Raw genomic sequence first — 22,283 nt, 5'->3', positions numbered from 1 at the left:
TTTTAACCGAATATTGTTAGCAAAGTGTTTTTTCCTTAATGAAGGTATCAACTAACTCCATCAATCCCTTAGCGGTTGGCTGAGAAAGGGCCTGTTCAGCCAGTGCCTTTGCATCTTCGTAACGCGTATTACGAATGATTTTTTTGATGCCGGGAATAGAAATCGCACTCATACTAAACTCATCTAGCCCCATACCTAATAACAACAGTGTAGCACGTTCATCACCTGCAAGCTCGCCACACATCCCCGTCCATTTACCTTCAGCGTGTGAAGCATCAATGGTTTGCTTAATCAGGCTCAATACTGCTGGTAGCATCGGGTTATAAAGATGAGAAATCAACTCGTTACCGCGGTCTACAGCGAGAGTATACTGAGTTAAATCGTTTGTCCCAATACTGAAAAAGTCAACTTCTTTTGCCAGGTGACGAGCAATAACTGCTGAAGCTGGTGTTTCTACCATCACGCCCACTTCAATTGCTTCATCGAATTTTTTACCTTCTTCACGTAATTGACCTTTCAGCAATTCAAGTTCTGCTTTCAGCTCCTGTACTTCTTCTACAGAAATAATCATTGGAAACATAATACGTAATTTACCGAAAGCAGATGCACGTAAAATAGCACGTAACTGAGAATGTAAGATCTCTTTTCGATCAAGGCAAATGCGAATTGCACGCCAACCGAGGAATGGGTTCTCTTCTTTCGGTAGGTTCATATAGGGTAGATCTTTATCACCGCCGATATCCATCGTGCGTATAATAACTGCTTGGCTGCCCATTGCTTCAGCAACGGCTTTATAAGCTTGGAATTGTTCTTCCTCTGTTGGCAGTGAATCACGATCCATAAATAAAAATTCTGTGCGGTATAAACCAACACCTTCAGCGCCATTGCGTTCAGCACCGGCAACATCCCGAACAGTACCGATATTGGCGCAGACTTCAACCTGATGACCATCAAGTGTAATGGCTGGCAGATCTTTCAGTTTTGCAAGTTCAGCTTTTTCTGCCAGATATTCATTTTTAGTTTTTTTTAGCTGCTCAATGTCTGTATCGGATGGGTTAACATAAATATGGTTATTTACCGCATCTAGGATTAGGTAATCGCCATTTTGGATTTCTGTTGTCGCATGAGTGGTACCCACAATTGCTGGCAGTTCGAGAGAGCGGGCCATGATTGATGTGTGGGAGGTGCGGCCACCAAAATCAGTAATGAAACCAAGCACTTTTTCCAGATTGAGCTGTGCAGTTTCAGAGGGGGTTAGGTCGCTGGCAACTAGAATGACTTCTTCAGAAATCGAACCAAGATCGACAATAGGCATACCTAGAATGTTCTTCAACAGGCGTTTACCGATATCTCGCACATCTGTAGCCCGTTCTTTCAGGTATTCATCATCCAGTTCTTCAAGAGCATGAGCCTGAGTTTCAATGACGGAGTAAACCGCAGCATCCGCAGTTTTGAGTTCATTTTTGATGAATGAAATAATTTCTTGTTCAAGTTCTTCATCTTCCAGCAGCATGATATGTCCTTCGAAGATTTCAGCTTTTTCTTCTCCGAGGTTTTTTGCTGCTATGTTCTTGATTATTTCTAATTGGGATGAGGCTTTTTCACGACCTTGCTTGAAGTAGGAGATTTCTTGTTCGACTTGTTCTTGGTTGATTTTTTTTTGATTAATAATGATGGGGTCTTCTTTCAGTAATAGAGCCTTACCGAAAGCGATGCCTGGTGATACTAAGATACCTGAAATCATAATGTTACCTAACTACTAATAATTATTTTTTAAAAGAGCCAGCCTGCAAATGGTTTGCTGTTTAGGATATGCATTTAAACTGACATCCCCAGATAAAGGTTTATCCGGGGATGGAAGACGGCTAAGTGAATATCGGTTTATTCATAACGTCTGAATCTTGACTGGCTTTGTGGCTAACAGATTGTTATTCCAGTTCTGCCATCAATTTAACCAGATGTTCGATTGCTTTTTGCTCATCTTCACCTTCAGCAGAAATGGTCACAACGGTACCTTGAGTCAGTCCTAAAGTTTGCAGTTTAAACAGGCTCTTCGCACTGGCAGTTTTGCCGCCAGAAGTTAGCGTAATGTCGGAGGTGAAACTTTTTGCTTCTTTAACAAACTGGGCAGCGGGGCGGGTGTGTAGACCATTTGGCGCGGTAATAGTAACTTCTTGCTGGAACATAACGTTTCCTCAATAACTTAGATTTCTGCTGTTAAGCTAAGACTATGTGTAGTAGGTAAATCTTAACTTGAGTATTCATTATCAAAAAATTGTTTTTTTCGATGCTTCTGATTGATAGTTTGAAGTAAAGATAGATCGCAGAATTCCTTAACCGAAACTACTACTTCTGTTAATTAATTTCGAGCATCGAAATAATTATTATTGGTTAAATACTAAACCCATTGTAAGAAATCATCTGGCAAAGTGTAAAAATTTGATCTACCACACAGAAAAAGCACCATTTAGGTGCTTTTTTATCAATAAAACTAAGTAATTTACTCAGATACTTTTATTCATCGGATAAGTCGGCAAACAGTACGCTGCTCAGATAACGTTCACCTGATGAAGCCAGAATAACAACGATATTTTTATCTTGATATTCTGGCTCCTGAGAAAGTTTTACGGCAGCTGCAACGGTCGCACCAGAAGAAATACCCGCCAGAATACCTTCTTTCTTCGTGATTTCACGGGCAGTTTTGATAGCTTCTTCGTTACTGATTTTGAAAACTCGATCAACCAGTTTTAGATCAAGGTTGTCTGGAATAAAGCCGGCACCAATACCTTGAATTTTATGTGGGCCTGGTTTTATTTCTTCACCGGCCAACGTCTGACTAATGACTGGGGAGTCTTCGGGTTCTACTGCCACTGCGGTAATATTTTTACCTTTGGTGTTTTTGAGATAACGGGCGACACCGGTTAGTGTACCGCCGGTACCTACACCAGTAACAAAGACATCTACTTCACCATCTGTATCTTCCCAGATTTCTGGGCCAGTGGTTTTTTCGTGAATTTCTGGGTTTGCTGGATTACTGAACTGTTGCAGAATGATATAGCGATCGGGATCGCTTGCCTGAATTTCATTAGCTTTCTCAATGGCACCTTTCATGCCTTTAGCGCCTTCAGTCAGCACTAAATTTGCTCCCAGAGCTTTTAGCAACTTACGACGCTCGATACTCATGGTTTCAGGCATCGTCAGCGTTAATTTGTAACCACGAGCGGCAGCAACGTAAGCAAGTGCTATCCCGGTATTGCCACTCGTTGGCTCTACCAATTCTTTTCCTGGTTGCAGAATACCGCGTTTTTCAGCATCCCAAATCATGTTAGAACCGATACGACATTTCACACTAAAGCTGGGATTACGGGATTCCACTTTTGCCAGAATACGTCCATTACCAAAGTGTTTTAAGCGAACTAACGGGGTACGACCAATAGTTAAAGAATTATCTTCATAAATTTTACTCATACTCGTTTTTCAACTCCCTTTAGTGATATCTTTGGTGATATCCGGTTAATAATACGCCAGCAATCAATTTATGGAAATATAGATTAAATATATTCTTATCGTCTAAAAGAATAACTTTAAATTAATATTTTTGCATAATATGAGTTGCATGCTTATCGCGGTAACGATCCACCCACATCGCAGTGGCAGCGCATACTGCGATTGGCATAACTACTAAGTTGACAATAGGGATCATTGTAAAAATACTCACCGTGGCACCAAATTGCAGATTCTCTATTTTATTTTGGCGGAGGGCGTTACGCATTGCGGGAAAACTGACTTTGTGGTTATCGAATGGATAATCACAATATTGAATTGACAACATCCAGGCACTGAAAATAAACCAGATAACAGGTGCGACAGTTTGTCCAATAACAGGAATAAAATAAAGAAGCAGTAATAGCAGAGCGCGTGGGATATAATAGAGCAGTTTTGCTAATTCCCGTTTTAGGATACGCGGAACGTCTTTTACCAGTTCTATAACTCCGGTATCTGGTGCAGGGATTCCGGTTAAATCCGCTTCCAGCTTCTCTGCCAGCAAGCCATTAAATGGTGCGGCTATAAAATTTGCTATCGTACTGAAGAAATAAGTAAAAATTAGCAGAATGGAAATCACTGCCAGCGGCCATAAAATATAACTCAGCCATTGCATCCAATCTGGTACTTTGTTCAATATCCAGTGGACCCAGTTTCCGAGTTTCTGGTAGAGCCACCAGAATGAACCACCAAGTAACAAAATATTTGCCAGCAAGGGCAATAGAACGAATCTTTTAATGCCACGTCGAGTAATTAATCTGCAACCTTTCATCAAATATTGAAAGCCGCTCAAATTTTTGGGCGGTTTTGTCAAATTAAGCATACTTCCTATTCTCTTCTGTATGATTGAAACGCTATCATATAGGCAGGATTTTCGACTGACTAGCCTAGTTCTGTATAAAAAAAACGCAAAAAATGCTTGTCAGGCATGTTTCTGAGAAGAAAAGTGTGTATAAGCTTGCACTTGTGTTATTTGACAAATAGAGTTAATACAGAAAATGTTCTGCCGTGGTGGCATATTAATTTAAACAACAGAGATAGCAATGATGCAGGATTTGCGTCTGATATTAATCATTGTTGGTGCGATAGCAATAATAGCTTTGCTGTTACATGGGTTGTGGACCAACCGTAAAGAGCGTTCTTCGCTTTTTCGTGATCGCCCAGTTAAACGTCATAAACCTGATCGTCAGAATAGTTTCGTCGATGACAGCGAAGATGAAGTGTTCGACAATCAACAAAAGCCTTACGCCCATAAGCAGGTGAAACCCTATCAGGAGCATAAAGCTGAACCGGTGATTGAGCGCCGTCAGTCAATTGATGCTGTAGTTCCTGAAGAGAGTCATGATCCGCTACTGGTTGGTCGTCGGTCTGAAGCGGCAACTAGAAAAACAGTACAAGAAGAGCAGGAACCGCAGCTTGGACTGTTTGAATCTGAAGAGCTGGACGAGTTTGAGCAAACTCCAGTGGCGGAAGAAAAGTCTCAGGAAATGGCAAAAAAAGAGGGAAGTAACGCAGAAGAAGGGCAGAACCAATTGAAAGAAATTGTTTTGGTTCTTCATGTGGCAGCACACCAAGGTCAGGTATTAAATGGTGAATCTCTGCTGCAAAGTATTTTGCAATCTGGTTTCCAGTTTGGAGAAATGCAGATTTTTCATCGTCATTTAAATCCATCAGGCAGTGGTCCGGTGTTATTCAGTCTTGCTAATATGGTGAAACCAGGTTCATTTAATCCTGAAGCGATGGTTGATTTTACCACTCCAGGGGTTTCTATGTTTATGATGGTACCCTCTTACGGAGAATCGAATCAGAATTTTAAGTTAATGTTGCAGGCGGCCCAGCGCATTGCTTCCGATGTTGGAGGAGTGGTGCTTGATGATGAACGCAAAATGCTAACTCCGCAAAAAATCGAATTATATAAGGCCCGTATTCGCAGCACACTCGATGCTCAGGTATAATCAACTTATCGAACATTCAAGCCCCCGCCAGCCGGGGGCTTTTTATCGCTGGCTATAAGTTATGAAATCAACTGCTCAACAAATAGAAAATCTCAGAAAAACATTGCGTCATCATGAATATCTGTATCATGTCATGGATGCGCCAGAGATCTCTGATGCAGAATATGATCGGTTAATGCAGGAACTGAAGACTCTTGAAGGACAGCATCCTGAACTGATTACATCTGATTCACCAACCCAACGAGTTGGTGCTGCTCCTCTGGCTGCTTTTGAACAAGTCCGCCATGAAATTCCTATGCTGTCACTGGATAACGTATTCGATGAGGAGAGTTATTTGGCGTTTGATAAGCGGGTACGTGATCGCTTGAAAGATACTCAGGATTTAGTCGTTTGCTGTGAGCTGAAACTGGATGGTCTGGCTGTTAGTTTGTTGTATGAAAATGGTGAACTGGTGCGAGCGGCAACCCGTGGTGATGGAACAACGGGAGAAAACATTACATCGAATGTACGAACGATTAACGCGGTTCCGTTGCGTCTGATTGGAGAAAATATTCCTGCCCGTATTGAAGTCCGTGGTGAAGTTTTTATGCCACAAAACGGGTTTGAGAAACTGAATGAAGAGGCCCGTCGCACTGGTGCAAAAGTATTTGCTAACCCACGTAATGCGGCGGCTGGCTCTCTACGTCAGCTTGATCCTCGTATTACCGCTAAACGCCCACTGGCTTTCCTCTGTTATGGTGTTGGTGTTTTGGAAGGGGGAGAATTACCGGCCAGTCATTATGAGCGATTAATGCAGTTTAAAAAATGGGGATTACCGGTCAGCGATAAAGTTAGAGTTTGTACTGATAGCAATCAAGTTATTGATTTTTACAGAAATATTGAAAATCAGCGCTCAACGTTGGGATTTGATATCGATGGTGTTGTTATTAAAGTGAATTCGCTGGAATTACAGGAAACGCTAGGCTTTGTCGCCCGTGCGCCACGTTGGGCAACGGCATTCAAATTTCCTGCTCAGGAACAAATGACGATTGTTCGCGATATTGAGTTTCAAGTTGGGCGTACTGGTGCAATTACACCGGTAGCGCGTTTAGAACCTGTTCAGGTCTCTGGTGTAACGGTTAGTAATGCAACATTACATAATGCAGATGAGATTGAACGTTTAGGTTTACGTATTGGTGATACTGTTATTATCCGTCGTGCCGGTGATGTTATTCCACAGGTTGTCGGTGTTGTGGAGGACAGAAGGCCGCAGGACAGTGATGAAGTGATTTTCCCTGAATATTGTCCAGTATGTGGGGCAGATATTGAGAAGATTGAAGGGGAAGCTGTAGCACGTTGTACCGGTGGTTTAGTCTGTGGTGCTCAGCGTAAAGAAGCGCTTAGACACTTTGTTTCCCGGCGGGCGATGGATGTTGACGGTATGGGAGAAAAGATTATTGATCAACTGGTGGATAAAGAATATGTCGAAACCCCAGCAGATCTTTTCAGGCTTACGGCGGGTAAATTAACTGGGCTTGATCGTATGGGGCCGAAATCTGCTCAGAATGTGGTAGATGCATTGGAAAAAGCAAAGAAAACCACATTTGCCCGTTTCCTTTATGCTTTGGGTATCCGTGAAGTTGGGGAAGCGACCGCAGCTAACCTGGCCGCTTATTTTGGTGATCTGAATAAATTACGAGCCGCTGATGAAGAAGCGTTGAAAGAAGTTCAAGATGTTGGCGAAGTAGTGGCGAAACATGTAGTTCACTTCTTCAATGAACCTCATAATCAAAAAGTTATTGATGATCTGATTGATAATATAGGAATTAACTGGGAACCGATTGCCGTGACAAAGGCTGAGAAGATTGACAGCCCATTTGCAGGTAAAACAATTGTGCTTACTGGTTCATTGCATCAGCTATCCAGAGATGAAGCCAAAGATAAACTTATTGCGCTTGGGGCAAAAGTTACCGGCAGTGTTTCTAAGAAAACAGATTTGGTGATCGCGGGTGAAGCTGCGGGTTCAAAATTAGCTAAAGCTAATGAGCTAAATATCGCAGTCATTGATGAAGAAGAAATGATCCGTTTATTGGGTGAATAATTTTTTGTTTGCATACGGATTATTGGGAGGTTTCTCAATAATCCGTAATGTGCGATGAGGTGTTTTTAAATCTAGCTTACACGATTCAGTTAAAAATGTGATCAATCTCACTAAATAAAGATTTAGGACAAGAATTATTTCAGCCTAGTGTGATATTTATCCTATTTTGTTGGCTCTTATTGCATATACCCGTTATCTTTCAAGTTGCCTCTTTGTTGGCTGTACTCACTCACCCCGGTCACAGCGTTATCTATGCTCCCGGGGATTCGCTCCCTTGCCGTTGCGATGCATCTTGAAATCCATAGGGTATAGAATGCATTTAAAACTAGCTCTCTCATGTTTGGAGTATGATATGTTTCAGATCCTGCATTTCCTTTTAGCTCTGGTTGTTATTGGTGGTCTTGCTATTCTGGCGAGTAGTAACCGTAAAGGGATTCGCCCTCGCTATATTATTCAGTTGCTTGTTATTGAGCTTGTTCTGGCGTGGTTTTTCCTGAATTCTGATGCTGGTCAGGAATTTGTCATGGGATTTGCTGGTTTATTTGAACAATTGCTGAAATTTGCGCGTGAAGGGACTGAATTCATTTTTGGCGGCATGATGGGTGCAAAACTGGCGTTCTTTTTTCTGAATGTATTGTGTCCCATTATCTTTATTTCCGCATTGATTGGAATTTTACAGCATATCAAAGTATTACCAATCGTTATCCGAGTTATCGGTACTCTACTGTCTAAAGTTAACGGCATGGGTAAACTAGAATCATTTAATGCGGTCAGTTCTTTGATATTGGGTCAGTCTGAAAACTTTATTGCCTATAAAGACGTATTAGGAAAAATGTCTGAACGCCGAATGTACACAATGGCGGCGACTGCAATGTCAACGGTTTCTATGTCGATAGTTGGTGCTTACATGACAATTCTGGAGCCTAAATATGTTGTGGCGGCACTGGTGCTTAATATGTTTAGCACTTTTATCATTTTGTCACTAATTAACCCGTATACTGTTGACAGTGAAGAAGATATTCAGATGAGTAATCTTCACGAAAGTCAAAGTTTCTTCGAAATGCTAGGTGAATATATTTTGGCTGGTTTTAAGGTGGCATTGATTGTCGCTGCTATGTTGATTGGTTTCATTGCTCTGATTGCAGCTATTAACGCGCTGTTTAGCATGATTTTTGATAAGGATTTCCAGGAAACGTTGGGTTATGTTTTCTATCCATTTGCTTGGGTGGTTGGTATCCCAGCTGATGAAGCGTTGCAGGTCGGCAGCATCATGGCAACTAAACTGGTTTCTAACGAATTTGTTGCGATGCATAGTTTGCAGTCAATTACTACAGAAATTTCTCCGCGTTCACAGGGTATTTTGTCGGTATTCTTGGTTTCCTTTGCTAATTTCTCTTCAATTGGGATTGTTGCAGGTGCGATTAAGGGCTTGAATGAGAAACAGGGTAACGTAGTTTCTCGCTTTGGTTTGAAACTCCTGTTTGGTTCAACTCTTGTTAGTTTTCTATCCGCAGCTATTGCAGGTTTGGTGCTGTAAAAGGATAACTTTTTATCGTGGAATGTTGCATCATGAATGGTGCAGCTTCCTTTTCGCATATTTCTCCTTATGTACATGTAAATTATGGAAAAAGAAAACTTGATAGAAATTGCTAATACTGTTATGCCGTTTGGGAAATATAAAGGGCGTATGCTGATTGATTTACCCGAAGAATATTTACTGTGGTTTGCCCGCAAGGGTGAATTTCCACAAGGAAAATTGGGGGCACTGATGGAGATGACTTTGGCAATAAAAATAGAAGGGTTAGATTCACTGGTGAAACCATTGAAAAAGAATCAACCGAAGTGAAAACTTATTAATGGTAGTGATAAATGATAATGAGAAAAGGCCCTGAAAGCATAGCTTTCAGGGCCTAATAATTTTGGTGGAGCTAAGCGGGATCGAACCGCTGACCTCTTGCATGCCATGCAAGCGCTCTCCCAGCTGAGCTATAGCCCCACGATTGTGGTTTTCATTAATTTTAGATTTTAGTACCAAATACTTTATTCTGGTTAAAGTATTTGGTGGAGCTAAGCGGGATCGAACCGCTGACCTCTTGCATGCCATGCAAGCGCTCTCCCAGCTGAGCTATAGCCCCAATCAAAATTAATGGAACGGGGCGCATAATATGAAACCCAGCAAATACTGTCAACGGCTAACTTATCATTCTCAGAACGAGCGTTGAAAAAGTCATCATTTTTGTGATAAATCGATAAAATAAAGGTTAGGCAATGGGTTGCAGTGAGAGAGAAATCAGCTTAGGGCGTATGATATCGATGGATAATGTGATCAGCTAAATGAAAGCTTTTTTAGGAAAGAAAGGCACCGCTATAGAGTTAGTGATGCCTTTATTGCATTAATTACTGTTGGGTTTCACGCTGAGCAATGAATTCCAGAGCCTGATTAATGCGAGATAGAGTACGGGTTTGCCCGATAGCATGAATAGTCACATCTAAACCCGGAGACTGCCCGGCACCAGTGGCAGCCACGCGCAGCGGCATACCGACTTTACCCATACCAACTTCCAATTCATCGGCTGTAGATTGAATGGCATGATGAACATTTTCTGCTGTCCAGTCAGTAATTGAAGCCAGCTTTGAATGAACAACTTCAAGGGGTTGACGGGCAACTGGGCGCAAATGTTTCTTCGCTGCATCTGTATCAAACTCAGTCAAATCTTCATAAAAGTAGCGGCAGGATTCAGCCATTTCTTTCAAAGTTTTGCAGCGTTCACCCAATAACTTAATCAGATCAACCAGCTGTGGACCATTACGGGTATCAATACCTTGCTGCTCAATATGCCATGCCAGATGAACAGCAACTTTCTCTGGGGGTAGAGTATTAATGTAATGATGGTTTAGCCATTGCAATTTTTCCGTATTGAATGCACTAGCCGATTTATTGATAGCATCAAGACTGAAAAACTCGGTCATCTCTTCAAGACTAAAAATCTCTTGATCACCGTGTGACCAACCTAGGCGAACCAGATAATTCAGCAATGCTTCTGGCAGGTAGCCATCATCGCGGTATTGCATAACGCTGACAGCCCCGTGGCGTTTGGATAGTTTTTTGCCATCATCCCCTAGAATCATTGAAACGTGTGCGTACTCTGGAACTGGAGCACCCAGAGCTTTCAGGATATTGATTTGACGTGGTGTATTATTAATATGGTCTTCACCGCGAATTACATGGGTAATTTCCATATCCCAATCATCAATAACCACACAGAAATTATAGGTTGGTGAGCCATCGGTACGGCGGATAATCAGATCATCAAGCTCCTGATTACTGAATTCAATTGGGCCACGGATACTATCATTGAAAATAACAGAGCCTTCTTGTGGATTACGGAAACGAACAACATGGGGTTGATCTGGGTTATGCTGACATTGACTATCACGGCAATGTCCGTCGTAACGGGGCTTCTCGCCATTGGCCATCTGAGTTTCGCGCAATTGTTCTAAACGATCTTTAGAACAATAGCAATAGTAAGCAGACCCTTGTTCTAACATTTGATCAATGACTTGGTTATAACGATCAAAACGTTTTGTCTGATAAAAAGGGCCTTCATCCCAATTCAGATTTAACCAGTTCATACCGTCCATAATAGCATCAATGGCTTCCTGAGTTGAGCGTTCAAGATCAGTATCTTCGATACGCAATACAAATTCGCCTTTATTATGGCGGCTGTATAACCAGGAATAAAGTGCGGTACGTGCACCACCAACATGGAGATAGCCAGTTGGGCTAGGTGCAAAACGGGTTTTAATTTTACGCATTGGGGATTGCCCTTAATTACGTTTCACTTTTCAATGAACGTTATTGGTGATTTAAAGTAATAAAGTGGGGGGTTATTTTATCACTGCACCTTAATTCCTCAATGCTGTTAGCGGGGTGTTGTTGAGAAAAGTCAGCATATCTGCTTAAACTATACCCTAAGTGATGATAATTATCTCACGTTTGTTTAATTTTGAGACGAACGATATTTTTCCCTAGAAAAAGCGTTGACTCATCTTGAACTATCCCTATAATGCGACTCCATCACGACGGGGCGATTAGCTCAGTTGGTAGAGCATCTCCCTTACAAGGAGGGGGTCATCAGTTCGAATCTGGTATCGCCCACCATCTCGTTGTGATAAAAATGATTTTATGATTGGGCGATTAGCTCAGTTGGTAGAGCATCTCCCTTACAAGGAGGGGGTCATCAGTTCGAATCTGGTATCGCCCACCAATCATAGATTCAGTGGTATAAATGCAGTGATAGTCATTGAAGTGGGCGATTAGCTCAGTTGGTAGAGCATCTCCCTTACAAGGAGGGGGTCATCAGTTCGAATCTGGTATCGCCCACCACTTCATTAGATTGTTCCAGCGGTATTGTGTATTTTTGGCATGGGTCGTTAGCTCAGTCGGTAGAGCAGTTGACTTTTAATCAATTGGTCGCAGGTTCGAATCCTGCACGACCCACCATTCAAAAAGCCTAGTTAAATCAGAATACCATCTCAGATGGGTCGTTAGCTCAGTCGGTAGAGCAGTTGACTTTTAATCAATTGGTCGCAGGTTCGAATCCTGCACGACCCACCATTCAAAAAAGCCTAGTTAAATCAAAATACCATCCCGGGTGGGTTGTTAGCTCAGTCGGTAGAGCAGTTGGCTCTTAATCAATTGGTCGCAGGTTCGAGCCGAGCGAAGCGAGACAACAGCGCTTTAGCGCTGGCCCGAAGGGCGAGGGCGTAGCCCGAGTCATCCTGCACGACCCACCATTCAAAAAAGCCTAGTTAAATCAGAATACCATCTCAGATGGGTCGTTAGCTCAGTCGGTAGAGCAGTTGACTTTTAATCAATTGGTCGCAGGTTCGAGCCGAGCGAAGCGAGACAACAGCGCTTTAGCGCTGGCCCGAAGGGCGAGGGTATAGCCCGAGTCATCCTGCACGACCCACCATTCAAAAAAGCCTAGTTAAATCAAAATACCATCCCGGGTGGGTTGTTAGCTCAGTCGGTAGAGCAGTTGGCTCTTAATCAATTGGTCGCAGGTTCGAGCCGAGCGAAGCGAGACAACAGCGCTTTAGCGCTGGCCCGAAGGGCGAGGGCGTAGCCCGAGTCATCCTGCACGACCCACCATTCAAAAAAGCCTAGTTAAATCAGAATACCATCTCAGATGGGTCGTTAGCTCAGTCGGTAGAGCAGTTGACTTTTAATCAATTGGTCGCAGGTTCGAGCCGAGCGAAGCGAGACAACAGCGCTTTAGCGCTGGCCCGAAGGGCGAGGGTATAGCCCGAGTCATCCTGCACGACCCACCATTCAAAAAAGCCTAGTTAAATCAAAATACCATCCCGGGTGGGTTGTTAGCTCAGTCGGTAGAGCAGTGGGCTTTTAACCAATTGTTCGCAGGTTCGAGCCGAGCGAAGCGAGACAACAGCGCTTTAGCGCTGGCCCGAAGGGCGAGGGCGTAGCCCGAGTCATCCTGCACGACCCACCATCTAAAAAGCCTAGTTAAATCAAAATACCATCCCGGGTGGGTCATTAGCTCAGTCAGTAGAACTGTTGGATTTTGAACAATGGTTACAGATTCGAATGAGGGCAAACTAACTTCATATACTACGTGTATGCCTTAATTATGAGAGTTATTCGCGCTCAAACTACCTATATACCAATAATGCTAGATGAGATAAGCTTTACATATATTGTTGTACTAGTTAATTATTGGGATATAAAAATGAATCTCTATGGACTGGTGGCTGATATTGGTGGCACGAATGCCAGATTAGCACTTTGTAATTTGAAAAATGGGGCTATTGAGCAGATTGAAACATATAACGCAAGACAATACGCTGGATTAGAGTCTATTATTAGCCACTATTTGGCGGAGCAAAAAACAGTAGTAACTTGTGCTTGTATCGCTATTGCTTGCCCGATCAGTGGTGATTGGGTTGAAATGACTAATAACCAATGGGCATTTTCTATTAGTGAGCTGAAACAGGCGCTTAAGCTAGAAAAATTAGATGTTATTAATGATTTCACTGCCGTCTCTATGGCTATTCCAATGTTGACAGAGGAACATAAAGTTCAGTTGGGAGGGGGGAAGGCGGTTGAAGATAAACCGATTGCTGTTTATGGAGCTGGAACTGGCCTTGGAGTGGCTCATCTGATAAAAGTGGACAAACAATGGATAAGTTTGCCTGGTGAGGGTGGTCATGTGGATTTTGCAGCGAATAGTGAAGAGCAAGATGCAATATTGGCTGTTTTGCGCCGCAAACTGGGCCATGTTTCGGTCGAAAGAATCTTATCTGGTAGTGGACTGGTGAATCTCTATCAGGCCATTACTATTTTGAATCATAGTCAGCCGGAAGATTTGGAACCAGAAACAGTGACACAGCGAGCGCTGGATGAAAGTTGCCAATATTGCCATCGTGCTCTCTCATTATTTTGTGAAATCATGGGGAGATTTGGCGGAAATTTAGCGTTAAATCTGGGAACTTTTGGTGGTGTGTATATCGCTGGTGGTATAGTGCCACGATTTCTTGATTTTTTTAAGCAGTCAAATTTCTTGTATGGGTTTGAAGATAAAGGGCGCTTTAAAACATTAATACAACAGATTCCTGTTTATTTGATTACTCATCCACAACCTGGATTGCTAGGTTCGGGGACATATTTACGGCAACAGTTATCGTTGATTGCCTAAGTTATAAAGACACAGATATATACATATTAGAATTAATAATTGTATATACCCTTCATCCTTCAAGTTGCTGCTTTGTTGGCTGCTTTCACTCACCCCAGTCACATAGTTATCTATGCTCCTGGGGATTTGTTCACTTGCCGTCGCTTTGTAACTCGAAATCTATGGGGTATATATCTGGTTAAAATTTTTTAAAGTGTGACATTTATTAAATGTAAATTGATGAGTTAAATAATTATGAGAAAATATTAGTTGTTATTTTTATTGTTTTTTATGTGATGCTTTTATGTTATTTTTGTTTTTACTAATCAATATAAAAATAAAGTTAAGTTTTTTTGGTTTTTATTTTCATGTTTTATCGTTGGAGGAATAATAAGATTTTTAAATCAATAATAAAAATACTCCAGTTGGATTTTAGATAATATATTTATTTCTTGGTTACTATAGAATTGTAGGTGGGATTATAAATAATTTTTAGATTTAATTATATTTTATTTAATTGAAATTGTTGAAGGTTTTATTTTATAATGGGTCGGTTATGTTTTTATTGGAGATTATTATTCTTATAATTAGTTTTTAATGATATTATTTAAATCTTAAAATAAAGTTAAATCATGTTTTAAATAAATATTGTAATGAATTTTTAGGTTTGATATGAAATTTTAAATGCATGATTAAATATATTCAATTTTTTTTTGAACGAATTAACAAGAATATGATTTGTTGAAAAAACCAATAAAATTAAATGACCTTGAATTTATTTAGAATATTTATAATCTTGGTAAGTTAAATAAAACTTTATATTTGATTTGTTATATAAAAATATTAATTTATACCTGTTATCTTTCAAGTTGCCTCTTTGTTGGCTGCACTCACTCACCCCGGTCACATAGTTATCTATGCTCCCGGCGATTCGCTCCCTTGCCGTCGCGATGCATCTTGAAATCTATTGGGTATACATATGAAAATAATATTATTTTATTCATATATTATCGTAATATTTTCTTACATTTCTCAAAATATTGCATATGTGGTTATTGGTTCTGCTAATGGCGTCCCCTGCAGGAATCGAACCTGCAATTAGCCCTTAGGAGGGGCTCGTTATATCCATTTAACTAAGGGGACAGACAACTGCCGCATTATAACTGCTTTTTTTTCTTAATATAAGGTGTTATGAACTGTTTGCCTATTTAGCAACCACTCAAATTGAGTACCATTCAAATTGAATTGTCAGTAATATTTATATTTATTGATGATCATCGGCAGGTAATGCGACAAGATTGGTTTGCCGGATCTAAAAGGTTGTTACTTGGAGAATTGTATGAAGTATCGTTTGGGCGGAATCGTTCTTACAGCTACATTACTTGTGGGATGTGCCGGTTCATCTAATAGTGTTGAACAGGGGCGTGCAGATCCTCTGGAAGGTTTTAACCGTACAATGTTCAACTTTAATTATAATGTCCTTGATCCCTATATCTTACGTCCGGTAGCTGTAACGTGGCGCGATTATGTACCGATGCCTGTACGAAATGGTTTGGGTAATTTTCTTAGTAATCTCGAAGAACCAGCCAGTATGGTAAACAGTTTCTTGCGTGGTAACCCATATCAGGGAATGAAACATTTTAATCGTTTTTTCCTGAATACCATTTGGGGTATAGGTGGTTTGATTGATGTTGCAACTATGGCAAACCCTAAGTTGGCAAAAGAAGAGCCAAACCGTTTTGGTAGTACTTTGGGCTATTATGATGTGGGATATGGTCCTTATGTTGTATTACCCGGCTATGGCAGTTTTACTCTGCGTGATGAAGGGGGAAACTGGGCTGATATGACTTATCCAATGTTGAGTTATTTGACCATTTGGATGTCAGCTGGTAAGTGGGTGTTTGAAGGTATTGAAACTCGTGCTCGTTTACTGGATTCTGATGGTTTGTTGATGAATTCATCTGATCCGTATCTGATGATGCGAGAGGCTTACTTCCAGAGCCATGACTTTATGGCAAGCGGCGGTAAACTGGAATCTACAAAAAATCCCAATGCTGAAGCATTACAGGATGATTTGGACAGTATTGATTGATAGTCATTGTCTGAGTTAACTTCATAAATAAAAAGGATAGCCGTAGAGCTATCCTTTTTTGAAAACTACATTTGATTAGAATGCATAGTTGAAGTTCACACCATATAACCAGGCAGAACCTTTTGCATCAAATTCATATGTGTAAGGTAGTTTTTCATGCAACTTCTCTTTAACCGTGACTTTCTGTCCATGCATATAAGAAACACCTACGTCTACAGACATGTCTTTATTAAATGCGTAGGTTGCACCAGCACTTAACCAGAAACGGTCTTGATCAGGAATAGAAATAGAACGGTTTTCAGCCGGAATTGGACTGTCATCAAAAGCGATACCAGTACGGAATGTCCAGTTGTCATCGTGATAATAAGTTGCACCTAAGGCAATACGATAGGCATCTTTGAAGCCTTCATGTTTACTAAACAGAACTGAGCCATCTTTATTTTTGGTCCCTTTCAGTTCATCAAACTCACTCCAGCCCGTATATGCCAGGCTATAGTGTATAGCCCATTTAGGTGCTACGCGGTTGTAACCAGAAACTTCCCAGATGTCCGGCAAATTGAGGTCTAATCTGCCGCCAATAGTTTGGCCTCCGGTTGCAGGTAGAGAGATTCCTCTTTGCTGCTTTAGTATTGCGCCTCGCACGGGAGGAATATCATTTTTATAGTCACCGTCTTTAAATTTAACTTTAACTTTAGAACGGTAAGTCAGGCTGTAGCGGTTATTTTCATCCACTTCATACATGATGCCTGCGTTCCAGCCATAGCCCCAATCTTTACCTTGCAGATTAGCAACTTCATCTGTTGGTTTTAGCATACCCCCAGTTTGTTGTGCCAGAATACCCGCATGACGGGTAATTTCTGCGTCTGCATAGATAGCATTCAACCCTAAACCGAAGCTGAAGTTATCGTTTAGTCGATAAGCTCCGCTCAGGTTGAAGTTTAACGTTGTCAGGTCAGTTTTGCCGCCGATAAGGCCCGCTTCGTAGTTATTGCTAAAATCAGTAGCCAGTCCAAAGTTAGTAGTGACTGAAGTACCAACAAACCATTGATCATCAATAGGCATAATGAAATGTAGGTTAGGTATCCAAGCTACTGGAGCAATATTTTTAGCATTAGTACTTTTACCCGTCACCGGTGATTTACCTGTAATATCAACATCTGGGTTGATATAGATAGCACCGATAGAAAATGATGGGCGATCAAACAGAGTCATTGCTGCTGGGTTACGGCTTCCTACCGTTGCGTTATCAGCAACAACGCCTTCCCCGGAAAAAGCCCGGCCCAAAGCCGAAGTAGAAAATTCATTTAACTGGAAACCAGCGGCACCCGCGTTGGATGAAATTAGAGCCACTGCAACCGCTAATGCTGAACGGGTGAACAGGTTTTTCTGGTTCATGACCAAAACCCTCTTGTTTATTATTTAACTATGCCACTTAACTTAGCAAGGAGCGCAGGATTGTAGAGTCGGTTTGCCTTCATGACAAATCAGACCAGTGGTGAAGTATAGGTCTGACATCTGTTGGTGTTGCAAGAATGTTTTTAAAATATGTCCAAATTGATATCAAAAACGCGACTCAGTTAACAAAAAAATGATTTTAGGTGTTAATAAAAACGTTTAAAAATGGATTTTTGAAATCAGATTTCATTTCGGTAGGATAAATATACTCATAAAAAGTAAGTACTAGTTCTCCGATGATGGGAGGAATAAAATATTAAGATAAGTGATTAATATTTGGAGAGTGGAGTATGACTAATGAAATATAATGCAGAAGAGACGGCTGCTTGCTGCTGCGTAGATGTAGGTACGGTGATAGATAATACAGACTGCATTGTATCTTACCAACACGTTTTTGCTAATAAACAGGAAGCAGAGGGAATGCTGAATATTTTGATTGAAAAAGCAAAATTTATTGAATCAGAACCCTGTGTTATTAATCATAAAATTGAGCCCGTTCAGGATGGTGTTCAACTGATTGCTAATTTCGTTTTCTGTTGCCAGGCAGAAACACTGATTTTCCAGTTGGGATTGCGTTAATTCAAGAGCGGGTATTCTCCGTTGTCTTAAGTAGGTAGCGGAGGTATTTCACTTAGTCCCTCCTTAATCGTTATTTCTTTTTTACTGCTTGCGAACATGCTCGAAGAGGCATTGAGATCATTTAGACATTAAGTAAATTAAAGTTGCGCTCGCTCTCATTTTTAGTTTATTCAGGTTTGCTATTTATAAACATTACGCTAACAATGATCTGTCAGGTCTGACCTGTCCAGGTTGGTCAAAAAATTTTTTCAGTAATTTGAGGTAGTTAATAATAATTTTTCAGGAGCCGTTATGAGTCGTCCTTTAACAAAAGTGACACAGCAAGGTGATCGTATCGCAATTGTCAGCGGTCTACGTATTCCATTTGCTAAACAGGCAACATCGTATCACGGCATACCGGCTGTGGATTTGGGTAAATCAGTGGTCAATGAACTGGTAGCCAGAAGTGGTTTACTCCCTGAAAAGATTGACCAACTGGTGTTTGGACAAGTAGTGCAAATGCCTGAAGCGCCAAATATTGCCCGTGAAATCGTTCTTGGTACTGGGTTAAGTGTGAATACAGATGCTTACAGCGTATCTCGTGCATGTGCGACCAGTTTTCAGGCGATTGCCAATGTGGCGGAAAGCATTATGGCTGGTACGGTGAATATCGGGATTGCGGGTGGTGCAGATTCTTCTTCTGTATTACCGATTGGTGTAACTAAATCTCTGGCTCGTACCCTTGTTGATATGAATAAAGCGAAATCTTTGCCACAGCGTCTTAAATTACTTAGTCGCCTCAAATTTCGTGACTTATTGCCCGTATCTCCGGCCGTAGCAGAATATTCGACAGGTCTGCGTATGGGAGATACCGCAGAACAAATGGCGAAGACTTATCGTATCAGTCGGGAAGATCAGGATGCGTTGGCACATCGTTCCCATATTCTTGCAGCAAAAGCCTGGGAACAGGGTTTGTTGTCTGATGAGGTCATGACAGCCCATTTTCCTCCATATCGTGAAGCATTGCCTGAAGACAATAATATTCGTAAAAATTCAGTCTTAACTTCTTATGCAAAGTTGCGCCCGGCATTTGATCGCAAGTATGGAACGGTGACCGTGGCAAATAGTACACCACTGACAGACGGCGCCGCAGCAGTCATGTTGATGCGTGAGTCTGTGGCTAAAGAATGGGGAATAAAACCGCTGGGTTATCTGCGTAGTTATGCATTCTCAGCGATTGATGTTTGGCAGGATATGCTATTGGGTCCATCGTATGCGACGCCAATAGCGCTCGAACGTGCCGGTATTACGCTGAAAGATTTAACTTTAATTGATATGCATGAAGCTTTTGCTGCTCAGACATTGGCAAACTTGAAAATGTTTGCCAGTGATGAGTTTGCCCGTAATAAATTAGGGCGTGCTCAAGCAATTGGTGAAGTAGATATGGATAAATTTAATGTCTTAGGTGGTTCAATTGCTTATGGGCATCCGTTTGCAGCAACAGGAGCTCGCATGGTGACTCAGGTATTGAATGAGTTGCGTCGCCGTGGAGGGGGGCTTGGATTAACAACCGCTTGTGCTGCTGGCGGGTTGGGTACAGCTATGGTATTGGAGGTAGAATAATGACTCAGTTTCAGAATGATACTGTAGCCGTTACTACAGATACAAAACAGGCTGCTTCTGTTTTCAATTTTGATGTCAGGCCGGATAAAATCGGTGTTATCACGATTGATGTGCCAGGAGAAAAAGTAAATACGCTGAAAGCAGAATTTGTTGATCAATTTCTGCATGTTTTCAAACAAGCTCAGCAGGTTTCTGGCCTTAAAGGATTAATATTGATTTCCGGTAAACCGGACAATTTTATTGCCGGTGCTGATATTTCGATGATTGCTGGATGTAAAACCAAAGAAGAAGCACAAGATCTGGCTGAAAAGGGGCAAAAGTTATTTTCTCAGATAGCCAATTATCCTTTGCCTGTTGTAGCGGCAATTCATGGTGCTTGTTTGGGAGGTGGTTTGGAATTAGCGCTGGCATGTCATTGGCGTATATGTTCACTGGATGATAAAACCCGTCTTGGATTACCTGAGGTTCAGCTTGGATTATTACCTGGTTCAGGTGGTACTCAGCGATTGCCGAGACTTATTGGTGTTAGTTCAGCGTTGGATATGATCCTGACAGGTAAGCAATTAAGAGCAAGACAGGCATTGCGGCTGGGAGTCGTGGATGATGCTGTGCCATTGGATATTTTGCTGGAAATTGCTGTTGAAAAAGTCAAAAAAGGCATTCCTATGCGTAAGTCTTTACCGTGGCAACAGCGGTTATTGGTAGGGCCTGTCGGAAGATACTTTTTGTTTAATATCGTTCGTAAAAAAACACTGGCGAAAACTCGTGGGCATTATCCTGCAACTGAACGAATTATTGACGTTGTCAAAGAAGGTCTTGAAAAAGGCATGAATCAAGGTTTACGGGCCGAGGCAATGGCATTTGGTGAACTAGCAATGACACGGGAATCTGCCGCTTTACGCAATCTATTTTTTGCCGCAACGTCATTGAAAAATGAGACTGGTTCATCAGAGAAACCAGCAAAAATTGAACGTGTTGGCATATTAGGTGGTGGTTTGATGGGTGGGGGAATTGCGAATGTAACAGCTACCCGGGGCAAATTACCAGCGCGTATTAAAGATATTAATGAAAAGGGTATTAGCCAGGCATTAAAGTACTCTTGGGATTTACTGTCCAAGCGCGTGAAACAAAAACGATTACGTCCGGTAGAACGAGATCAGCAAATGATGCTTATTTCAGGAACGACGGATTATAGTGGTTTCGAACAGGTAGATATTGTTGTTGAGGCGGTATTTGAAGATTTATCACTGAAACAACAAATGGTGGCAGAAATTGAAGCGAATACCAAACCGGAAACGGTATTTGCATCTAATACATCTTCGCTTCCTATCCATCAGATTGCTGAAAAAGCTCAACGACCAGAGCAGGTTATTGGTCTGCATTATTTCAGCCCGGTAGATAAAATGCCTCTGGTGGAAGTTATTCCACATAAAGACACCAGTGAGAAAACGATTGCTACAGCAGTTGCTTTGGCTAAGAAGCAGGGTAAAACCGCTATTGTGGTAGGTGATAAAGCCGGATTTTATGTAAACCGTATCCTTGTTCCTTATATCAGTGAGGCATCAAATTGCCTGGTAGCAGGAGAGCCAATTGATCGTATAGATAAGGCTCTGGTTAATTTTGGTTTTCCAATAGGGCCAATTAATTTATTGGATGAAGTAGGAATTGATGTTGGCACCAAAATTATGCCTATTTTGGTAGAGCAATTAGGGCAACGTTTTGCGGCTCCTGAATCTCTTAATGTTGTACTGAAAGATGGTCGCAAAGGTAGGAAAAACGGTCGTGGTTTCTATTTATATACATCAGAATCCGGAAAATTTTGGCGGATGGGTAAGAAAGGTAAAAAAGTTGATAGTTCAATTTATACCTTGATGAATATAAAGCCTGAATCTCGTATGCTTTCTTCAGAAATTGCTCAGCGTTGTGTGATGTTGATGCTTAATGAAGCCGTTCGTTGTTTGGATGAAGGGATTATCAGAAGTCCGCGTGATGGTGATATTGGTGCGGTATTTGGTATAGGTTTTCCACCATTCTTTGGTGGCCCCTTCCGCTATATTGATAGCCTTGGTTGTGCCAGGGTGGTGGAAATTCTACGTAGGTTGGAAAGTCAGTATGGAGATAGATTCGTACCTTGTGAGCGTTTGGTGAAAATGGCTGAACAGAATAAAAATTTCTATCCATAGTAACCTATGTTGCATTTTTGAAGAAATCGATGCCGGCACCATATTGGAGCGCCGGCATCATCTTTAGGATTTTTGAATAACAAAATCCCTTTTGAATTT

At 41.4% G+C, this 22,283-nt stretch carries 17 protein-coding genes and 13 tRNA genes; 19 read left to right on the top strand and 11 right to left on the bottom strand.

Annotated features, from left to right (window positions below):
- Positions 1–16: 16 nt before the first annotated feature.
- From ptsI to cysZ, 4 genes are all read right to left on the bottom strand, one after another.
- Positions 17–1,744, bottom strand: coding sequence for a phosphoenolpyruvate-protein phosphotransferase PtsI (ptsI, locus tag BDD30_RS04445; protein WP_015833548.1), 1,728 nt, complete (start codon positions 1,742–1,744; stop codon positions 17–19).
- Positions 1,745–1,928: 184 nt separating this feature from the next.
- Positions 1,929–2,186, bottom strand: a complete 258-nt coding sequence (gene ptsH / locus BDD30_RS04440; RefSeq protein WP_015833549.1) for a phosphocarrier protein Hpr — start codon at positions 2,184–2,186, stop codon at positions 1,929–1,931.
- A 328-nt stretch (positions 2,187–2,514) separates the two neighbouring features.
- On the bottom strand, positions 2,515–3,468 hold the full coding sequence (gene cysK, locus BDD30_RS04435) for a cysteine synthase A (RefSeq protein ID WP_015833550.1): 954 nt from the start codon (positions 3,466–3,468) through the stop codon (positions 2,515–2,517).
- 121 nt (positions 3,469–3,589) lie between these two features.
- Entirely contained in the window at positions 3,590–4,336 is a 747-nt protein-coding gene (cysZ, locus tag BDD30_RS04430; protein ID WP_197535168.1) for a sulfate transporter CysZ, read from the bottom strand.
- A gap of 250 nt (positions 4,337–4,586) precedes the next feature.
- Between cysZ and zipA the strand changes: the two genes are divergently transcribed.
- Both zipA and ligA read left to right on the top strand, forming a co-directional pair.
- The gene (gene zipA / locus BDD30_RS04425; protein ID WP_015833552.1) at positions 4,587–5,498 is read left to right on the top strand and encodes a cell division protein ZipA; all 912 of its coding nucleotides are present in this window, start codon (positions 4,587–4,589) and stop codon (positions 5,496–5,498) included.
- A gap of 61 nt (positions 5,499–5,559) precedes the next feature.
- Positions 5,560–7,578, top strand: coding sequence for an NAD-dependent DNA ligase LigA (ligA, locus tag BDD30_RS04420; RefSeq protein WP_015833553.1), 2,019 nt, complete (start codon positions 5,560–5,562; stop codon positions 7,576–7,578).
- 176 nt (positions 7,579–7,754) lie between these two features.
- Here the strand turns inward: ligA and BDD30_RS23445 are convergent, their stop codons facing one another.
- On the bottom strand, positions 7,755–7,916 hold the full coding sequence (locus BDD30_RS23445) for a hypothetical protein (protein WP_170152942.1): 162 nt from the start codon (positions 7,914–7,916) through the stop codon (positions 7,755–7,757).
- A 14-nt stretch (positions 7,917–7,930) separates the two neighbouring features.
- Between BDD30_RS23445 and BDD30_RS04415 the strand changes: the two genes are divergently transcribed.
- Positions 7,931–9,115 carry a NupC/NupG family nucleoside CNT transporter gene (locus tag BDD30_RS04415; RefSeq protein ID WP_041381693.1) on the top strand — a complete coding sequence of 395 codons (1,185 nt, stop codon included), beginning with the start codon at positions 7,931–7,933 and terminating at the stop codon, positions 9,113–9,115.
- An 84-nt stretch (positions 9,116–9,199) separates the two neighbouring features.
- Complete coding sequence (locus BDD30_RS04410; RefSeq protein WP_015833555.1) at positions 9,200–9,424, top strand: DUF3820 family protein; 225 nt, start codon at positions 9,200–9,202, stop codon at positions 9,422–9,424.
- Between the two features lie 74 nt (positions 9,425–9,498).
- On the opposite strand, the gene BDD30_RS04405 is transcribed toward BDD30_RS04410, so the two are convergent.
- The 3 genes from BDD30_RS04405 to gltX form a co-directional block, all read right to left on the bottom strand.
- Positions 9,499–9,574, bottom strand: a tRNA-Ala gene (locus tag BDD30_RS04405).
- Positions 9,575–9,637: 63 nt separating this feature from the next.
- A tRNA-Ala gene (locus BDD30_RS04400) sits at positions 9,638–9,713 on the bottom strand.
- Positions 9,714–9,975: 262 nt separating this feature from the next.
- Positions 9,976–11,394 carry a glutamate--tRNA ligase gene (gene gltX, locus BDD30_RS04395; protein ID WP_015833556.1) on the bottom strand — a complete coding sequence of 473 codons (1,419 nt, stop codon included), beginning with the start codon at positions 11,392–11,394 and terminating at the stop codon, positions 9,976–9,978.
- 270 nt (positions 11,395–11,664) lie between these two features.
- Here gltX and BDD30_RS04390 point away from each other — a divergent pair.
- From BDD30_RS04390 to glk, 11 genes are all read left to right on the top strand, one after another.
- A tRNA-Val gene (locus BDD30_RS04390) sits at positions 11,665–11,740 on the top strand.
- A 30-nt stretch (positions 11,741–11,770) separates the two neighbouring features.
- Positions 11,771–11,846 (top strand) — tRNA-Val (locus tag BDD30_RS04385).
- Between the two features lie 43 nt (positions 11,847–11,889).
- Positions 11,890–11,965 (top strand) — tRNA-Val (locus BDD30_RS04380).
- A 41-nt stretch (positions 11,966–12,006) separates the two neighbouring features.
- Positions 12,007–12,082 (top strand) — tRNA-Lys (locus BDD30_RS04375).
- 38 nt (positions 12,083–12,120) lie between these two features.
- A tRNA-Lys gene (locus BDD30_RS04370) sits at positions 12,121–12,196 on the top strand.
- A gap of 39 nt (positions 12,197–12,235) precedes the next feature.
- Positions 12,236–12,375, top strand: a tRNA-Lys gene (locus BDD30_RS04365).
- Between the two features lie 39 nt (positions 12,376–12,414).
- Positions 12,415–12,554, top strand: a tRNA-Lys gene (locus tag BDD30_RS23440).
- 39 nt (positions 12,555–12,593) lie between these two features.
- A tRNA-Lys gene (locus tag BDD30_RS04355) sits at positions 12,594–12,733 on the top strand.
- Between the two features lie 39 nt (positions 12,734–12,772).
- A tRNA-Lys gene (locus BDD30_RS23435) sits at positions 12,773–12,912 on the top strand.
- 39 nt (positions 12,913–12,951) lie between these two features.
- Positions 12,952–13,091: transfer RNA gene (locus BDD30_RS04345), tRNA-Lys, on the top strand.
- 237 nt (positions 13,092–13,328) lie between these two features.
- Positions 13,329–14,294, top strand: coding sequence for a glucokinase (glk, locus tag BDD30_RS04340; RefSeq protein ID WP_015833557.1), 966 nt, complete (start codon positions 13,329–13,331; stop codon positions 14,292–14,294).
- Positions 14,295–15,048: 754 nt separating this feature from the next.
- On the opposite strand, the gene BDD30_RS24605 is transcribed toward glk, so the two are convergent.
- Together BDD30_RS24605 and BDD30_RS04335 are read right to left on the bottom strand one after the other, a co-directional pair.
- Complete coding sequence (locus BDD30_RS24605) at positions 15,049–15,180, bottom strand: hypothetical protein (RefSeq protein ID WP_282958019.1); 132 nt, start codon at positions 15,178–15,180, stop codon at positions 15,049–15,051.
- Positions 15,181–15,341: 161 nt separating this feature from the next.
- Positions 15,342–15,416, bottom strand: a tRNA-Arg gene (locus tag BDD30_RS04335).
- 196 nt (positions 15,417–15,612) lie between these two features.
- On the opposite strand from BDD30_RS04335, the gene mlaA reads away from it, so the two are divergent.
- A complete protein-coding gene (gene mlaA, locus BDD30_RS04330) occupies positions 15,613–16,365 on the top strand; it encodes a phospholipid-binding lipoprotein MlaA (RefSeq protein WP_015833558.1) in 753 nt (250 codons plus the stop codon).
- 75 nt (positions 16,366–16,440) lie between these two features.
- On the opposite strand, the gene fadL is transcribed toward mlaA, so the two are convergent.
- A complete protein-coding gene (gene fadL / locus BDD30_RS04325) occupies positions 16,441–17,760 on the bottom strand; it encodes a long-chain fatty acid transporter FadL (protein WP_041381695.1) in 1,320 nt (439 codons plus the stop codon).
- Positions 17,761–18,117: 357 nt separating this feature from the next.
- Between fadL and BDD30_RS04320 the strand changes: the two genes are divergently transcribed.
- From BDD30_RS04320 to fadJ, 3 genes are all read left to right on the top strand, one after another.
- The gene (locus tag BDD30_RS04320; protein ID WP_015833560.1) at positions 18,118–18,399 is read left to right on the top strand and encodes a YfcZ/YiiS family protein; all 282 of its coding nucleotides are present in this window, start codon (positions 18,118–18,120) and stop codon (positions 18,397–18,399) included.
- 291 nt (positions 18,400–18,690) lie between these two features.
- Positions 18,691–20,001, top strand: coding sequence for an acetyl-CoA C-acyltransferase FadI (fadI, locus tag BDD30_RS04315; protein WP_015833561.1), 1,311 nt, complete (start codon positions 18,691–18,693; stop codon positions 19,999–20,001).
- Positions 20,001–22,184 (top strand): fatty acid oxidation complex subunit alpha FadJ, encoded by a 2,184-nt coding sequence (gene fadJ / locus BDD30_RS04310; RefSeq protein WP_015833562.1) that lies wholly within the window; start codon positions 20,001–20,003, stop codon positions 22,182–22,184. Before fadI ends, fadJ begins: the two co-directional genes overlap by 1 nt.
- Positions 22,185–22,283: the final 99 nt, after the last annotated feature.

The organism is Photorhabdus asymbiotica (assembly GCF_003634575.1).
GTDB classification, from domain to species: Bacteria; Pseudomonadota; Gammaproteobacteria; order Enterobacterales; family Enterobacteriaceae; genus Photorhabdus; species Photorhabdus asymbiotica.
This window is presented reverse-complemented; position numbering and strand designations above follow the sequence as displayed.

Coding starts and splice junctions, on each gene's coding strand:
- fadJ (WP_015833562.1), top strand. CDS start 20,001: ATGACTCAGTTTCAGAATGATACTGTAGCCGTTACTACAGATACAAAA.
- BDD30_RS23445 (WP_170152942.1), bottom strand. CDS start 7,916: ATGAGAGAGCTAGTTTTAAATGCATTCTATACCCTATGGATTTCAAGA.
- mlaA (WP_015833558.1), top strand. CDS start 15,613: ATGAAGTATCGTTTGGGCGGAATCGTTCTTACAGCTACATTACTTGTG.
- zipA (WP_015833552.1), top strand. CDS start 4,587: ATGATGCAGGATTTGCGTCTGATATTAATCATTGTTGGTGCGATAGCA.
- fadI (WP_015833561.1), top strand. CDS start 18,691: ATGAGTCGTCCTTTAACAAAAGTGACACAGCAAGGTGATCGTATCGCA.
- ptsI (WP_015833548.1), bottom strand. CDS start 1,744: ATGATTTCAGGTATCTTAGTATCACCAGGCATCGCTTTCGGTAAGGCT.
- BDD30_RS04415 (WP_041381693.1), top strand. CDS start 7,931: ATGTTTCAGATCCTGCATTTCCTTTTAGCTCTGGTTGTTATTGGTGGT.
- cysK (WP_015833550.1), bottom strand. CDS start 3,468: ATGAGTAAAATTTATGAAGATAATTCTTTAACTATTGGTCGTACCCCG.
- BDD30_RS04410 (WP_015833555.1), top strand. CDS start 9,200: ATGGAAAAAGAAAACTTGATAGAAATTGCTAATACTGTTATGCCGTTT.
- glk (WP_015833557.1), top strand. CDS start 13,329: ATGAATCTCTATGGACTGGTGGCTGATATTGGTGGCACGAATGCCAGA.
- ligA (WP_015833553.1), top strand. CDS start 5,560: ATGAAATCAACTGCTCAACAAATAGAAAATCTCAGAAAAACATTGCGT.
- ptsH (WP_015833549.1), bottom strand. CDS start 2,186: ATGTTCCAGCAAGAAGTTACTATTACCGCGCCAAATGGTCTACACACC.
- BDD30_RS04320 (WP_015833560.1), top strand. CDS start 18,118: ATGAAATATAATGCAGAAGAGACGGCTGCTTGCTGCTGCGTAGATGTA.
- fadL (WP_041381695.1), bottom strand. CDS start 17,760: ATGAACCAGAAAAACCTGTTCACCCGTTCAGCATTAGCGGTTGCAGTG.
- gltX (WP_015833556.1), bottom strand. CDS start 11,394: ATGCGTAAAATTAAAACCCGTTTTGCACCTAGCCCAACTGGCTATCTC.